Source organism: Clostridium sp. DFI.5.61, from assembly GCF_024462915.1.
GTDB classification, from domain to species: Bacteria; Bacillota; Clostridia; order Oscillospirales; family Oscillospiraceae; genus Lawsonibacter; species Lawsonibacter asaccharolyticus.
Window position 1 is genome coordinate 137,545 of sequence record NZ_JANGBZ010000003.1, and the last position, 15,785, is coordinate 153,329.

At 51.6% G+C, this 15,785-nt stretch carries 15 protein-coding genes; all 15 read right to left on the reverse strand.

All coding sequences use genetic code 11. The features are described 5' to 3' along the window. Positions 1-14: 14 nt before the first annotated feature. Positions 15-461, reverse strand: a complete 447-nt coding sequence (locus tag NE584_RS03250; RefSeq protein WP_148341921.1) for a hypothetical protein — start codon at positions 459-461, stop codon at positions 15-17. A gap of 4 nt (positions 462-465) precedes the next feature. Beyond that, entirely contained in the window at positions 466-1,452 is a 987-nt protein-coding gene (locus NE584_RS03255; protein ID WP_148341922.1) for a hypothetical protein, read from the reverse strand. Between the two features lie 16 nt (positions 1,453-1,468). Beyond that, a complete protein-coding gene (locus tag NE584_RS03260) occupies positions 1,469-3,397 on the reverse strand; it encodes a VirD4-like conjugal transfer protein, CD1115 family (RefSeq protein WP_226907848.1) in 1,929 nt (642 codons plus the stop codon). Further along, the gene (locus tag NE584_RS03265; RefSeq protein ID WP_226907849.1) at positions 3,366-4,508 is read right to left on the reverse strand and encodes a hypothetical protein; all 1,143 of its coding nucleotides are present in this window, start codon (positions 4,506-4,508) and stop codon (positions 3,366-3,368) included. The genes NE584_RS03260 and NE584_RS03265 overlap by 32 nt, the downstream gene beginning before the upstream one ends. Before the next feature lie 194 nt (positions 4,509-4,702). After that, a complete protein-coding gene (locus NE584_RS03270) occupies positions 4,703-5,365 on the reverse strand; it encodes a DUF6100 family protein (RefSeq protein ID WP_108979816.1) in 663 nt (220 codons plus the stop codon). Positions 5,366-5,374: 9 nt separating this feature from the next. Next, a complete protein-coding gene (locus NE584_RS03275; protein WP_108979817.1) occupies positions 5,375-5,905 on the reverse strand; it encodes a DUF5697 family protein in 531 nt (176 codons plus the stop codon). Positions 5,906-6,006: 101 nt separating this feature from the next. Then, complete coding sequence (locus NE584_RS03280) at positions 6,007-8,949, reverse strand: PrgI family protein (protein ID WP_256181760.1); 2,943 nt, start codon at positions 8,947-8,949, stop codon at positions 6,007-6,009. 20 nt (positions 8,950-8,969) lie between these two features. After that, positions 8,970-10,349 (reverse strand): C39 family peptidase, encoded by a 1,380-nt coding sequence (locus tag NE584_RS03285; RefSeq protein WP_227151445.1) that lies wholly within the window; start codon positions 10,347-10,349, stop codon positions 8,970-8,972. After that, a complete protein-coding gene (locus NE584_RS03290; protein ID WP_226907852.1) occupies positions 10,349-11,572 on the reverse strand; it encodes a hypothetical protein in 1,224 nt (407 codons plus the stop codon). The genes NE584_RS03285 and NE584_RS03290 overlap by 1 nt, the downstream gene beginning before the upstream one ends. Positions 11,573-11,582: 10 nt before the next feature. Further along, the gene (locus NE584_RS03295; protein ID WP_195324853.1) at positions 11,583-12,293 is read right to left on the reverse strand and encodes a hypothetical protein; all 711 of its coding nucleotides are present in this window, start codon (positions 12,291-12,293) and stop codon (positions 11,583-11,585) included. 151 nt (positions 12,294-12,444) lie between these two features. Continuing rightward, complete coding sequence (locus NE584_RS03300) at positions 12,445-12,834, reverse strand: fimbrial protein (protein WP_187014372.1); 390 nt, start codon at positions 12,832-12,834, stop codon at positions 12,445-12,447. 215 nt (positions 12,835-13,049) lie between these two features. Then, positions 13,050-13,655: a hypothetical protein gene (locus NE584_RS03305; RefSeq protein WP_148337152.1), complete on the reverse strand. Its 606-nt coding sequence runs from the start codon at positions 13,653-13,655 to the stop codon at positions 13,050-13,052. After that, positions 13,652-14,731, reverse strand: a complete 1,080-nt coding sequence (locus NE584_RS03310) for a hypothetical protein (RefSeq protein WP_226907853.1) — start codon at positions 14,729-14,731, stop codon at positions 13,652-13,654. The genes NE584_RS03305 and NE584_RS03310 overlap by 4 nt, the downstream gene beginning before the upstream one ends. A gap of 544 nt (positions 14,732-15,275) precedes the next feature. Further along, positions 15,276-15,608, reverse strand: a complete 333-nt coding sequence (locus NE584_RS03315; protein WP_256181763.1) for a SpoVA/SpoVAEb family sporulation membrane protein — start codon at positions 15,606-15,608, stop codon at positions 15,276-15,278. Further along, on the reverse strand, positions 15,599-15,785 hold a 187-nt coding region (locus NE584_RS03320; protein ID WP_256181764.1), incomplete at its 5' end, for a hypothetical protein. The genes NE584_RS03315 and NE584_RS03320, both read right to left, overlap by 10 nt.

The following is a 15,785-nucleotide window of genomic DNA, read 5'->3' on the forward strand; positions in this document are numbered from 1 at the left end:
TCTGTTCGTGGGTGTCATGCGACCGGGTTAGTCGGATGATCACCGGTAGTAAGGCGGCCTTTGCCGCGCTTGTATTCGCTGATGCATTCTTTCAGCATGGCAAGGAGGTCTTCGTAGGTCAGATTCATCGAAAGCCAGAGGCATTGCCGGTACATGTAGATCATGCTGTCATCTGCCAGGAAGACGGAGTGCCAACCTGTGACCGAGTCCAGATTCAGTTCGTTCGCAACGCCATACATCTGATCGGCATTGATGTCAGCGAACAGGATCTTGTCAGCGACAATGATGGACATGATGGGATAGCTTCGAATCATGGAGACAAGGACGACGCAGTCGATCTCGTCGTCCTTGTGGATGGCGACATAGGTGTCACCATGCTGCTCCACAATGTTGAGGCAGGACCGGATGACCTCCCTGCAGTGAGCGTCAAGAGCATCTCGGCTGCTGGGAGTGTATTTCATAAGGTTACCTCAATCTGGTATGGCGTTTGATGATTCTGGTGATGAAGCCCAGCGCGATGCCGTTTTCCTCATCGACTCCGGTGACACGGAAGCTGACCGTATCCAGTCTGCTGGGCATGTCGATGGAACGATAGAGCTTAGTCTTGGCATTGACGCCCACCTGAAGGCGGACGAAGAACACGCGGTCTTTCACGCCGGTAACGACACCGAAATAGTTGGAGTTGGGAGTGATCTTCTCCAGGGCTGCCCGATCGGGATTCTCAGATGCCTCTTTGATGGAGAGGTTGACCGAATAGACATCCCGCTCCTCGTTGTAAGAAACATCCATGACCCTGGCCACGACCAGGTCGCCGGTGGAGTGCAGATCCGCAATGTCAGAGAACCATTCCCAGGAGACATTGCGGGCATAGATCTCAGTATCCACACCGCAAGCTTCCACCGTCATGGTGTTGTTGCCGACACCCAGAACACGGCACGCCATCAGGATACCGGGCTTTACACGGCCGGTGGCATAGTACCGCTTCTGACGCTGCAGCATGGCCGCCTTACGGGAACCAACTGCCGCACGATTGCGGATATCCACGGCCGCGGGGATGAAGTCTATGGTCGCACCCAGCATACGCCCGATCTGGATTCTGACAGATCGAGGAATGGGATCCTCTTCAGGCCATTCCGTCAACACCATCTCACGAATGGGGATCAGGATGCGGAGGCCTTCAAAATCAACCGGGCAAACAGGAAGACCATTCTCGGTCTGAATAATGCCGCTGCTGACGATGCCGGTCAGGATCTGCTGCCTGCGCGCTGCGCCGGCAAGATAGCCCCACTTGGCGTCTTCGCTATCCTCACGGGTAACGCCACGCTCCAGATCATTGAGTTCAAGCAGGTCATCACTGCCTTGACGCCGGGGTGCCTGAGGGGGCACAGGTTCAGAAACAACCGGTTCCTGAACGACCTCTTCAACAGCTTCAGTTACTTTCTTCTTAGGCATTTCTTCTGCTCCTTTCCTAGAAGATGTCATCCGCATTCACAACCTCGCGCTCAGTGTTACGGGCTGGCTTCGCAGGTGGTTTCTTCTGCCGATTGCCGCTGCCCTTTTCCACAGGGGTGGCCATGGATGAGGATGGTGAAGGGCCGGTTGCAGATACAGAAGAAGCCTGGCTGGTCTTCCAGTCAGGCTCATGCAGGATCGCTTTGCGGCTCTTCAGCTTTTTATAGTCCGGATGCAGGGAGTAGTCATAGCGCTTGGCTCGCATGACTTTCTGACCTCGAATGAAGATCAGAACTTGATCCGGGGGTAAACGCAGGACCTCATCAGGGGTAAGCAGTTGACGCCGGCCAAGTGAGTTGGTCTTGCGGAATCTTGGTGTGTAGTTGGTGATGTGCATGGTATTGAGTTCTCGCATTGTACCCTCCACTTCAACGGAAGCGGTACCAATGCGATCACTGAAGTACTCCGCCGTAAGCATATCGGTACAACCCAAAAACACCGTGGAGTCACAGGCACCGAGGATCTCCTGCCATTGGTCATCAGGGTATCGGTTGCGCATCTGACCTACATTTTGGAAGAAGACGGCTACCGAGCATCCGCGTGACCGGATGGTAGAGCACTTTTTGGTGAAGTCAGGGATCAGGCAGCAGTTCGGAAATTCATCTAGCACGAACTTGACCTTAGTGCTCAGCATACCGCCTTCGCAGTATCCATCTGCATAGCGAATCAGGCGGATAAATAGAAAGCTGAAGAATAGAGAGCTGAGAAAATCAAAGGTGCTGTCCTGATCGGACACAATGCAGAAGTAGGCACACTTTTGCTTTCCCGGAAGTTCCAGATCGATCTCGTTATAGGAAGTGATGTTCCGCACCTGCTGCGCCTGCAGTACGGCCAGCTTGCTGCCTAGGCCAATGATGACACTGGTTCGAACCGTATCGCTGGACTGCTTGAAGATGGCGTAAGGTGCGGCTGCAGGGGATGGCGGAAGAAGCTCGCCGGTGTATTGGTTCACATGCTCATGGCTGATACTGGCCATGATGTCGGACAGGCCCTTCTCCGTCTGTGTATAGAGCAGATCGTAGACTGTAGCCAGGTTGCGTTGCTCCGGGGGCATTTCCAACGCCACATACAGTACCAGCGCTTTTAGCAGGTTGAGCTCAGCGTTGTACCAGAACGCGTCTTTCGAGTCTCCGCTGGTGTTTTGCAGTACGATGTCGGCGAAGGTCTGAGCCATCAGCTCGCTGGAACCAACTTCATTGAGGCTGTTCCACGAATCACTATGATCCATTTCAATTAGGTTGAAGACCTTAACTGTGTATCCATTGTCTCGAAGGTATTCGCTCATGGATTCATACAGTTCAGATTTTGGATCGGTAAGGATCAGGCTCTCACCACGCTTCACCGCTTGGAGGACCAGATTTCGGGATATGGATCTGGATTTGCCTGTGCCCGACGAGCCACATACGGCGAGGTTGGAATTGAGGCGTGTGTTTTTGGGGAGTGTGAGGATTTGACCATCAGGTAACATGCCAAGGATGTCCTGCTCGGTCTTCTTCGCACTTGTCACATCAAAGCAGGCGCTTGCCTCCTTCGGTGACATGAAGCTCGCTGTGCCGTAGCTACCAGAGCTTGAGACAGTGAGATTCCGATCGGAATCGGTGACTCCGTTTTGGCCCCATCCGATCCGGAGTCCAAAAATGCAGATGAGTACAATTCCCACCACTACCACACCGATGGCAATCAGGCCTTCTGGAAAGTGGAATATGGATCGAAAGACATCTGCAAGCTCCAGGGATGGGAGACCTGGGGAGACGCTATAGTCACTGCCGGCTGCCTTCCATGCGTTGATGTTGATCATGAACTGGGCGATAATACCGGCAATATACAACACGCATGGGATCAGGACAGCAAGGCTAAGGGCTATTTTCAGTTTTCTTTTTTCCATGGTTGCTCATACTTTCTACTGGACGCACTTCGATGGCCGGTCCGACAATTCCCTGAACCGTCTGAGCCTGGTAATCGAAGCAGAGCATAATGGGACTTCCACGGAACCCTTCTGGGATCGGACGGATATCCGATAGCTTCAGGAGATCACATTGATAATTCAGGATGACCGGTTTGTCGTGTTGGACATCGATGGCGTCATACTCCCGGTTGGGAGTCCGTGGTGGATGGTAAGGTGCAAGGATGGCCTGGTTCAGTTCCAGCGCCATGTCCGGATTGAGGATGATTTTCAATAGAGAATCACCATCGGGGTTGTTGGTTAGGAAGAGGCACTGGGCGAAGAATGTGGAAACTACAAAGTACTTGTTGCCAAATGGTTTTGCACTGTGGCATAGGCGCTGCGCCACGCTCATAGTAGAGCCGATCACGACCTGATGGATCGTGGTGACGCCAAAGCCTCTGGCCAGAAGTAAGCTCTTCACAGCTGCGGCGTAGTTCTCCTCGCTGTTCTTCATCCAGTACATCCGTGTGCTGCCGGTGAAGTAGAGGAAATAACAATGCTTCCCCTTGACCACAATACCAATCGTGCGGGAACTCTTGGAAACGGATTCCGGTGAGTACTCCTCGATGGCGACTCGCAGTTCGTGGGACGCATAGTAGTAACACTGGGTTGGATCTGGGGTGATTGTGTTTGAGGTGCGCTTTGCCGGGGACATCAGGGATGGCTTTTGTGAGATCAAAATCTCTGCATCGGCCGCATGGGCCATGACCGTGCCCACGGCGATAGCGTGAAGTCTCAGGATTTTATCGACTTTTGATGGGTACACGCGCTCGGAACAATTGATTCGAGAATAGATCATGGCCACTGCCTCAGGATCACTCTGCGCCACATAATCAAATCCCTTCTGCGTTAAGCTCAGAGACCGGATTACATGCCGCTTATGTTTCCTGCGGTAGAGCTTCACATAGCCCTCTCGAATCGCCCGATACATCACTCTGCGATTCCACTCAGCACCACCACCGATGCGAACCGCCAACTGCGTCGGAAACTCAATACAGTACCCAACAAACCACAGCAGTTCAAGCAACCGATCGTTCTTGCAAGTAATCATAGGCACTCCAATCTTGAAAACAGTAAGGCTGCCGACAGGCTGCCCGAGGCTGCGGCATGCATTGCCGAAGTTGCGCAGAAACTGACCAAGCAAAAAACACCCAGCCAGAACACCTCACTCAAATCACTACCTATTTCTGCAGCCCCTGGGTGAGGACAGCCCGAAGGCTCAAAATCACTACCTATTTCTGCCTCTCATTCAAAGCAGGAATTGGTAGTTGATTTTATGTGGTTTTTAGCCCATGTAGAGAGGGTCTCGGGTCGCATCAGATAGAACTCTGTGCAGTCTCGATCAGACACCTTTGTGGCCTGAAGCACCGTACACAACAGCCCGCTGTCGTTGGTCAGTAGCATAGACTCGATCACATCCAGATATCTCTTGGTTTCGATGTTATCGTAGTCTCGAATGCGCCGCTTACCGAGTGCCTCATCGTAGTTATGGACAATGCAGATAGCACAGCTTCCGAACCGTTCCATCGGATTTTCCTTGAGGAAGTCGAGGAGCGCATAGCGCAGAGGGCGTGTCAGAAACGCCTGATTATCCCTCTGGTTTCGCTTCGGTAGGATTGCAGGCACTGTGATTTTGAGCCAGTCATGGGTCTCATCGATCCGAATTCCAAGCAGATCAGCCACCTCACCGTAGAAGTGTGCGGTATCATCACGGACCGTTCGAGCCGTGAGATTTCGCAGGGAGACCGTGGAAACTTCAGCGTTACGAACCAGGCTGAACAGCTTCTGCTGGGGGTTGAACTGATCCATGCGCTCCAGATTATTGGCTATCTGGAAGAGTTCATGGCTGATGCCGTCATAATCTGAAGCGACCTGGCGCATAACAAGGATATATTTGGGGTTTTCCATCGTGTAACCTCACATCTTATAGATTTGCTCAACACCATTCGGGCCGACTAAGATGCCATAATCGTTGACCAGTCTGGGCTCTACCTCATCCAGAGTGCTCAGATCATCAACAACGATCAGGCGGACTGTCGCTTCCGCAACCACGGTGCGAGCTGCGTTGATTGCAGGGATATTCTGCTTACTGCCAGGGATCAGGTCATAATCCTTGGCCGCAGAAGAGAACGATAAAATAGCCGGAGGGTCGCTTGCGCAGAAGTCCAGCACATTGTCTCGCATTTTGATGAATGCCCAGAATACCATGACAGATTCAAGGGTCTTTCCGTGGTCCAGCGAGTACCTACTTGTGGCAAGGAATTGGCCGTCCGGCGAAAAGTAGGCCAGACCCTCTCGCCGGAGTCGTGCGAGGATCTGGCCATAGGAACGATTGCTCAAATGATTGAAGAGCAACCGCATTTGTCGCTGTTCAACGACCCCGAAGATGGTCAGCAGCCGAATGATAAAGGCCACTTCTCGATCTCGGGCAGCATATGCAAACTTCATTTTGCTCTCCTTTGTGTAGACTTAGGAAACCGCATAGTGTAAAAGATCTTTGCTGTTACGCATAGTGTAGAGCTAATGTAAACGACATTCGTGGTGTGTTTTCATAAGTCAGCATTATGCGCATTTTGAGCCATCTTTTCCTGGAGGATTTGATTGAGCTCCATGCGGTCTGTAGTGATCAACTGCTTCTCCAGAGGGGAAGCTTTGAAGGAAACAGTGATGTGGTTGGAGTTTGTTGAGATTAGGCCCTGGCCGCGCTCAAAACGGGTAATCGACATGATCTCAGCATCCGACAGGTGGAGGATGCTCTGCACTCTTCGGGCTTCATCCTCCTCCAGATTCAAAATGATCTTCGTCTTGGCAACATTCAGGATGCCTTTGCCAAATCGGCTCCTGTCAAGGTCGCCGATATCCTGCGTAGCTGCAACAGCTGCGCCGCCATAGCCACGGATGATTTTGAAGATTTCTTGGACCCATTCTCCGGCCAGCGCCTTTGCGTTATTCGGGTTACTGGTATCGTCGTCTCCGATCAGCTCCCACGCCTCATCAATGAAGATGGCTTTCTCCTTGGTGCGATCCTCCTTTGCCTTATCCCAAACATAGTCCAGAGCAACGAACATGCCCACAGGGAGCAGCTCGCCTGTAAGTTCAGAGATGTCCAGTACGGTATAGAGGTTATCGAGTTGGACATTGGTGTGTTGGTTGAAGGTCTTCGCAGAGCCGTTGACAAGACGATTGAGAATGTTGCCCATGCGCTTCGTTTCCGGAGACTCCATAAGGATCTCATGGACATCTCCCAGCAGGGGCATCTCGCGATACCGATCCGGGTGGTCTGGGTCGATCAGCGACTCGTTGTTGTGAGTGATTCCTTTTTTTGCATAGGTTCGAATCAGAGCCTCATCCAGAAGCTGACGCTCTTCATGGTTGATATCGGGGATCAACAGAGAGAAGAAGATGTGCAGCTGTTGGATCTTTTTTGCCAGAATGGAGTTCTCATTGACAACGCCATCTATCAGCTGATTGGCGCTCAAGTCTTGCTTACGGATCTCACAGACATTGATGCACTGCTTGGAGGCAGGGCTTATGGAGATAAACTCACCTCCTATATTGTTGCATGCGCGCAGGAACTCATGTCCCTTCAGAGGAGCGATAATGAATACCTGCGTGCTTTTACGCCTCATGCGCAAAGCGATCAGCTGGAGCGTGAAGGTCTTACCTGCGCCGCTTGTTCCAAGAAGTACCATATTGGCGTTTTTGTAAACCCGGCTATTGAAGATATCCACGATGACCAGGCTGTTGTTATGCTGATTAACACCGAGCAAGATGCCATTCTCGTCACTCATCTCAAACGAGGTGAAGGGATAGCAACTGGCCGCAGAGGATGTCAGCATATTGCGCTTGCTGGCCTCGAACAACTTCTTATCCAGCTTACAGAACGGAAGGATCGAGAGAAGCGCCTGTTCCTGCCTGAAGCGGCAGATACGAATGTCCATATCCTGTGAGATCATAAGGCGACGCACTTCAGAGATGCGCCACTCCAGGTTTTCCAGAGTATCTGCAGTAACCGTGACCAGGGTGTTGCAGTAGTAGAAGTCCTCGTAGTTCGCAAGACCTTCCTTCAGGAAGTATCCGGATCGAATGGCGCTTTCGAAATCATCGAAGTCCGTATTCGTGTCCGATGTATCCTTGAGTCGGCTGCGGTTAATTCGGATCTGCTGACCCAGCTTAGCCTGGATACGCTCTTTTGGTTCGCGGGAAAAGAAAAAGTCCACATCGATGCCTTCGCCCGCATTGACGAGAATGCTCGTCCAACCGGCGACCACTCGGGGGTTATACCCGTCAGAGGGTACGATCAGATATGCATGATAGACACCATCCATGACGACATAGGACCCACGGGTCAGGTCAATGGACTCAGGTGCCAGCACACTTTTGAGTGGTACAGGAACCGAAATGTCGGTGTCCTTCCGCGCTGCCTGCAGTTCACGGACCCGCTTCTCAACGGGCTTTACTTCGCAGGTGGCACGATTGAAAATGGTGTAGAGGACTTCCATAAGGAAGATGTTCTCATCCTCATGAGCGACAACGGCATTGTCACAGTGCAGAAAGTACTGACGTGCTGTTTGAACAGCGGTCTCCAGTGCAGAAACAATCTCTGCGTATTCCGGCTTACGATTGGTGACTGCCTCATACTCAAAGATGACGAGGAAGCGTCGTGTGATGGCCTCACGGGAACCGATCGTCTGGATTAGATGGTAGTAGTCCAGTTGGAGATCCCGGCACTTGGGATTATCCTCTGCCTCCATTTCACGCTCAATGGTATTGAGGTGCTTGCCGATATCGGCCTTTTTTGTCAGCACTTTGATTTGGACCTTTACAGGAGAAATCTTCATCCAACTTGCGAAGCTGGCGACGATGTTCTTCTGCTCGGAAATGTTACGGAGCAAGAAGTTGATCGGCTCCACCTCAATCACACGGAGATAGCGACCATCTGTAGTCTCGATAATGCCGTTTCGGATATCTCTGACCGGGATGAAGTCCTCTGCGTGGAGGGGCTGCTTTTTCTTTGCAACTGATGATTTGTGCTTGCTTGCTTTATGGGGTTTCTTCACAGGGTTGCGCTTTTTCCGCTTCTTGGGGTTCTCCTTGATCTTGATCCCTAACTGCTCGGGCGGCTTAGGTGCCGACATTCCCGACACAGCCTTCATTGGTTTTTCAGGTGCCTCTGGAACCGGAGTGTCTGATCGGTATAGTGTCCTGCGATGGATGAGCCAACGCACCCAGTTAACAGCGAACTCAGAAAGCGAATCACCTTCAAATCCAATCACACCAAAGATTCCAAGTGGCAGAGACACCAGGCACAAAATGATGATCCGTGTAGTAAGGGAAGAGGGCAACTTGATAATGGGGACACCTGTTAATAAGACGAGCACGCAAGCTTCAATCGCATTGCGTGCCCGAATCATGCCGCCAAATAAGCGCCCACTTGTGAGAAAGTTTGGTGGGATATAGTAGACATCCCGATCTTCATTCGGTTTGCTCATGTTCTGCCTCTATTCTATTGTCAGTTTCCGATGATCCAAAACGGCCCACCGGATCCAGCGCGCTTACTAGCTTCGTTGAGGATAATGGACATATCCCAACTCTTCTCGGAGCGCTTATAACTGGAAGGATCTGCGACGAGTATCTTTCCGTCAGCTGTGCAACCGCGCAGCACAATGAAGTGGCCGCTGGAAGTGAAGTGTCCCTTTGTCATGATGGCGACCACGAGCTTTCCATCAGCTAGGGCATCAACGATGCGCTGGGGCTCTGTTGCCGTACAGCCCTCTACACTCAATCCCCAAGCCTCAGCAGCACCGGGAATTAAAGAGTGGTACGAGCCGTTTCCACTACACCAATAGCCGTTCTCATAGGCCCATTGTGCCATGTGAGGAGGATCGACAGTTTCGGATGTCAGGCTGGATACGACGATGGACATAGCGGTAGGCCCACAGGCGTAACCGCCAATGGTGTCTGTGCCGTACAGTTCGTACTTCCAGCGTTCGTCCAACTGGTTGTAGTAGACCACCTGCGTCTCACCATCTGAGAAAATGACTCCGTCATAGGAAAGTCCCATGGCAGAGAATTCGGTTTCACTCAGGCCCTGGTAAACACCATCGCCCAACAGAACGGTGAGGTTTTGCGCATACTGGCTTGCCAGCAGCTTCTGGTCGTCAGACAGGTAGAATACCTGATCTGCAAAATAAGCCTCGCCATTGTATGAGATGGTGTAGACTCGGATGGTCTCATAAGTCGGCTCGGGAGGTTCCTCGGTTGTGGTGTCAGGCGCAACCGTTTCCGTGCTTTCTGCTTCAGGCTCAGAGGGGACTTCTCTCACCTCGTCTGTATAGGTGAACGAATAGAGTTTGTCCTTGTTTGCTGCAAGCAGGCTCTCCATATCATCCTTGGAAATGGAGGTCGCGTCAGTGTCCTTATAGGCACAGTACAGGGAAACGATTGCATTGGCGTTAAACACCACATCGGAACCGAACGGATTATTGACTTCCTTACCGTCACAGCCGGAAGCAGTGAAATCACTGTCGATCCGTGCCAGCACATCATCGAGTCCCGCAGAGAGGATCATGCTGATACCACTGTTGATATCCGCCAAGTTCTGCACCAGCACCGTATCATCGGAAATCCCGTTAGGAGTATCAGTGCCATCGCCAAGCAGGGATCCGAATATCACCGAGGGCAGCATGGCAATAATCAAAACCGAAAGCAAGATGACGGCTACGATGGGAATGGTCCACTTCTTTGAGGATTTTGCAGCCTCAACGGCCGCCCCATGAGCGCCACCAGTTGCGGCACCCTTTGCGATGCTGGCAATGGCTTTACCGGTTTTCGCAGCGCCAGCTACTGTGGATTCAGCAGATGACTGTTGCTGTCTGTTCTCTTCACTCATTAGACTTTGTCCTTTCTCTTGGGCACGGGCGGCATTTGAGGAACAATGCGCTCCTCATACCGAATCTTATCGTCGCCATCCTTATAGGGAGTCTTCTCGACAGTCGGCTGTGCATATTGCCTGTACCAGGAAGAGCCATCTATCGTCTCTACGGTATCGTAGGGGCCGGTAGGAGCCATATACTGCTCAGTGCTATACATAGCGAACTCCCGTTCAGACTGACCATCAGGAGCAACTTCGTGTCCTGTGATGCGCCCTCCGCCAATTTCGACATTGCGGAATGTGGGAGGCGAACTGGGAACACCAGCCCCCTCGCGGACAGTGCCGGGAGATGGGGCCGTGGGGGTGGTCGAAGCTGTGTGCGTAGCAGTTGTGATCACGCCGGTCAATGCGCTTCCTTCAGAAACTGGTTTTGCTCCCACCGGAGAGGAAACCACCGGGTTGGGGGCACTGGGCGCCGCCCACGGTTGAGTTTCGGGTGGGATAACACCGGCTGCTGATCCTCCATCGAGGGTGACAACATCTTCGCCGTTCATTGGGGTAGGCGCCGTGGGAATTGTGACCGGATCATCCGTTTGTATCTCACTCGCCGCAGCACTTGAGTAGCCAAGATAACTGGTCAATGCTTCCGACGCCTGTTCTCCGGTGATCGAACCGACAGAGGATATATCTCCCTTTGCAACAGCTCCGATCACACTAGTTGCGAACTTGCCCCCGCTTGCTAAGCTGGAGCCGAACATAGCACCACCAATGATGCTGCTAAGACCAGATCCGGTGCCTGTTGCACTTGATGCTGCAGCATTACCCACAGCTCGTTTGGTGACCCCGACAAGGCCGTTTCCGCCACCGGTAAATGCTGCGCCGGCTGCCTGACCACCATTGTGTGTACCGTGCGAGGAGTGACGATTAGAAACCGTGCTTCCAAATGCACCTGCAGCAGTGGCGATACCACGGCCGGCTACCATGAGTTCTGCCAGCATGCTTCCTCCTGTCCTGCCAACATTGACTCCCAGGGAAGCCATGAAGCTATCGATCTTCTGACTTACTTTGAGAAACCCAATGGCACACAGGAACCAGATGAAGATATTGCCGGCAACTTCTTCTTGACTGGACGCTGCAATGGCACTTTCCACTTCACTCTCATCGATGGCAAAAGCAGTTGTGGACAGAGCACAGGTGAGCAGCACGAGCACAAGGATTGTGAATATGCGTTTTCGTTTCATGTCTACCTCCTCATATGGACAGCGGATTGGCAAGGAAGTTGCCAACCATGCTTGTGAACAGGCGCAGGCACCATGCATTCATGATCAAAAGGAAAAGCTGACCACCAAGCATTCGGCACCACGCGCTGAATACATTAGATGTGCTTTCTGACGCACCTGTCGCAAACGCAATGGGCGCCGTATAGATCAGAACTCCGACAAGGATATATCGTTCCGCTGCCTCAAACAGGAGCTTGATATAGTTCCAGGCAATGATGATCACAAGGATCAAAACAATAAGGCTCACGGATCCGGAGGCGAGGCATCCGACTATCACCGTGAGCACGCTACCGAAGTTGGAAAACTCAATGGGAGGTAGTGCTGTATCGACAACCCAGCCATATGGTGTGCCGGCGATTCCCAGGACGAGCACCATGATCTGATCGGCAAACAGTGCCAGAAAAATGAAGAGGATAGACTTGATAGCGAGCTTGGTAGGGTCCTCCGCACTAAGGCCCACACCAAGCCCGAAGTTTTTGAAGAGCTGCCACACGAGGTTCAAAAGGATAAAGCCAACAGCAATCGCTACAAAGACTTCGTAGAGTGTCTCAGCGGCTGGAAAGTAACGCAAGAAAGTGCTCATGTCACAACCCAGCGCTCCAAGAACGGATCCTGTGACCAGGTCCAGCAGGTTCATGATCTGCGTGGCAATCCACTCAACAATGCTGTCTAAGATACCCATGTAACACCTCCTGCGTCAGATCAGAAGCAGCCCAACTCGTCGTCGAAGCTGCTCTCAGGCAGGAAGTAAGCCGCTGTCAAACACATGGCGATACCAGCGACGATACCGGATACCAAGCAGATGATGCTTTTTTTCATGTCTTGTTTCTCCTTTAAGGCGTCCAAGTGCCACCGGCGAAGAAAGGCGTCACATAGGCCATGATAAAGCCAAGGCTATTCAGGATAGCCCAAGTAATGATGATCCGCTTCAACCAAGCACGGGACTCGTCAACCGTCCGTCCGGATCTGGAGAAGTTCATCAGAAGAAGCGCAACGGCAGCCGTAACAACTGCGGCAATGGTGCTGATGCTGAGGATTTGCGTATACACATCCTGCATGATCGCACTCGCCTTCGTCCAAATGGTATCCGCGGCGAAAGCACGAGTGGAAAACATGCTCAGCATCGTAGGCATCACAAATGCTATATACAGTCCACGACCAACGCTTACATTTCTGAATCGCTCCTGCAGCTTCTTGACGACGGCAGGTTTGTTCTGATTCATACTGGGAAGTCCTCCTTTCAACTAGAGCCGAAAAGAAAAGCCAGGGGCTTGGGCAGTGCGACCCAAACTCCTGGCTTATGCATGAAAAATGCCCCCGGCAGAGCAGAGGGCCGTCCATCGATGAAACTTTTCGACGCTATCATCTTAGCATTTATGGAATACAGATGCAATTAAGCAGGACTTCAAATACAGTTCGGAAATAGTTCAATTTTAGTTCAGGGCAGAAATTGCTTGATGATTTCCATACAATCACGAGCCGTATAACCCCATAAAATGCGGTCGATGGCTTTGATCGCCATATTGAGGTAACTGTGATAAGTCACCATCGACATTTGGAAACCTATTCGCTCGAGTTCTGCAAGGATTGCTTCACGGTTGGCCAGCTTCCTCTCCGAGAAGTAGGTGAGATAGAGGATCTGGTACATCAACTCCCCATGATCCGGATCCAGCCTTACCGTGTTCAGCGCGTTTTTGATGATCTGGAGCATATTCTTGCTCCGGATGACTGTGCGTGCATATCCTTCAAGCTTTGAGCCGGATAAATCAACCCCCGCAAGCTCTGCATTGACCTCCAGTGTGGAAAGCCGGGTGCCATGTTCCATCTCCATCCTGACATTCATGTCAGACTCCGAGATCTGGATCGCATAGGCCACCTTGCGGTATTGCTTGAGCAAGTACCTGGTGTTGTGATACTTTTCCACCGGCTTGCGTTTCATCGGCTTGTCCTCCAGATGATCTACGCCAACCTGAAGGCCAGTCTCAATCTCAGTCTTCAACGCTTCCTTCTCAAGCGCAAAGACGGGTGTGCTGTCAGAGGTCATGATTTCATCTCCTTTCCGAGTGTGGATTCTTTGGGCGGGTCACGACTACTCTTCTCCTGTTCAGACATCTCCCAGTCTAAAGAACTGTAGAAGACTAATGGAATCTGCCGAGCAAAAAAAGAGGAGCGAACCACCAGAAACACCTGTATTTTCAAGGACTTTCTGGCTTTACCTATTGTTTTCTCTGGCGGGACGCGAGACTCGACGCTGATATCGAGTTTGCTGTCGTCTGCTTCCACCACATCAATCGCCTTAGCAATACCAATGATCTCGCCAATCCTGCTTAGTTCGAGTTCCTCACAGCCTTCACCGTAGATCATCTCACGATAGCGGCACATTGAAATGACAGAGCCGCGTGAGCTGGAAAAACTCACACGGCTGATAATTCCATATTCGCCGGCCTTCAACATGAAGCGTCCGACTCGGGACTTTGACCAGCCCCAACGACGAGCAAGGTAAGTATATGAGAGCAGCGGCATACCTCGCATATTGGAGTAATAGACAACCGGCATATACTCAGATCCTCGCACTTTGGGGTCATTCAGGATTGTGTGGAGCCACATATCCATGATGGCGTCCAATTCACTGAATACAATTCCGACTTCCTTTCGTGCAGTCTTCAGAAGCAGTCTGCCGACAGGCAGCGGGAAGAAAAAGAATCCCGATCCTTTATAGCTGTAATAGTTATACTGTAGGTGTGTGCAGTGCTCTTTCCAATCGGCAATCGTGAAGCGGAGTATTTCCTTTTCCTCATCCAAGATCTCAAAGGTAAGGAATCCATGATTCTGGAAGTACTCCATCAGCTCAAGCGCCTGAGTCTTGGAGTGGACTCGAAGGATTCTGGGCAATGCCCCGAGCTTGCAGATCCACTGACCCGGTGCCTCCATATATCGGTCGCCATTGATCACGCGTTCATTGGATCGAAAATTAGCGTAGCTGAAGAGCGCCATGAGACTGAATAGATGGACAGTTCCTTCGTTCCGGAAATCCTTGTGATCATTGAAGTGTCGGAACCACGGCTTATAAACTCTTACCTTCGGAAAGCACACCAACTGTTGTTTTTGTGTGCAGCTCATCTCATACACCTCCTTCCTGACAGAGTTGTAAATAGAGTCGATTCCAAGTCCCCTGGTCAGGGGGACACAGGCATTTCAGCCTCGGCCCATGCTTGTGGGTGCGTCGTCCCTCGGTTTGAGACCTAGCCGGACGAGTGTACCATTGTTTTCCCGTGCTGTCGTCGCAATGGAGCTTGACCAGGCCCCTTTCACTTGCTCATAGTGGCTCGAACACGGTGATGTCTTGGAATCGTATTCGGTTTTCAAGGTACAGTGCTGTGGTAACAGGTTGAGAGTCTGCGGTCGGCAAGTCATAAAACACCTCGAATGCACCTCTCGTAATGAATGTAGAAATGGCACCCCTTTTGACCACCCTTCAAAAAAGAAAAATTTCCCCATCGACTAAAATAGGCTGATGAGGTATTATGAAAATGCATTGAAAACAAAAAAGCACGCACCCACCATTTAAGGTGAATGCGTGCAAATGATAAGTCGGGAGGAAGCTTTGATTTTGGACTAAATCAGCATACTCACTCCATAGAACCGACTGTATGTCTATTATAGGTCAATCCTCGCTTTTGAACTCCAGAGCGGGGGAGACCATGGCGTTGGCAAAACCGGTGATGGGCACCAGGGTTCCGGCCCCCGCCCGCTTGGCCAGCTTGTCAAACCACCCAAGCCCGGTCAGCAGCGCCGCCGCCAGGATCAGGGTGATGGAGACGGCGCCGCCGGCTACATCCTGATCCATCCCCCAGTTCTGATAGAGGTTGGACAGCCCCTGCCCCGCGGTACAGATAGCGCCGCCCACCAAAAAGGCCCACACCATATTTTTCCCCAGAGGGGAGGACTGAGAGTATTGGTTGACCAGTTTTCCATAGTCCTGATTCGTCATATCCATGGCACACCTCCGCGATCCAAAAAATTCTCGTTCCTAATCTCCCCTTCTTTTTCATGGATTATACGGCGGCATCTGCATAATTTTTTTGACGCGCCATACAATGCTCCAGGACCGTTCTCATGGAAGTCTGCAAATAAAAAGTCAATAGGGAGATGAAGAAAAATTGAGGAAGAGAAA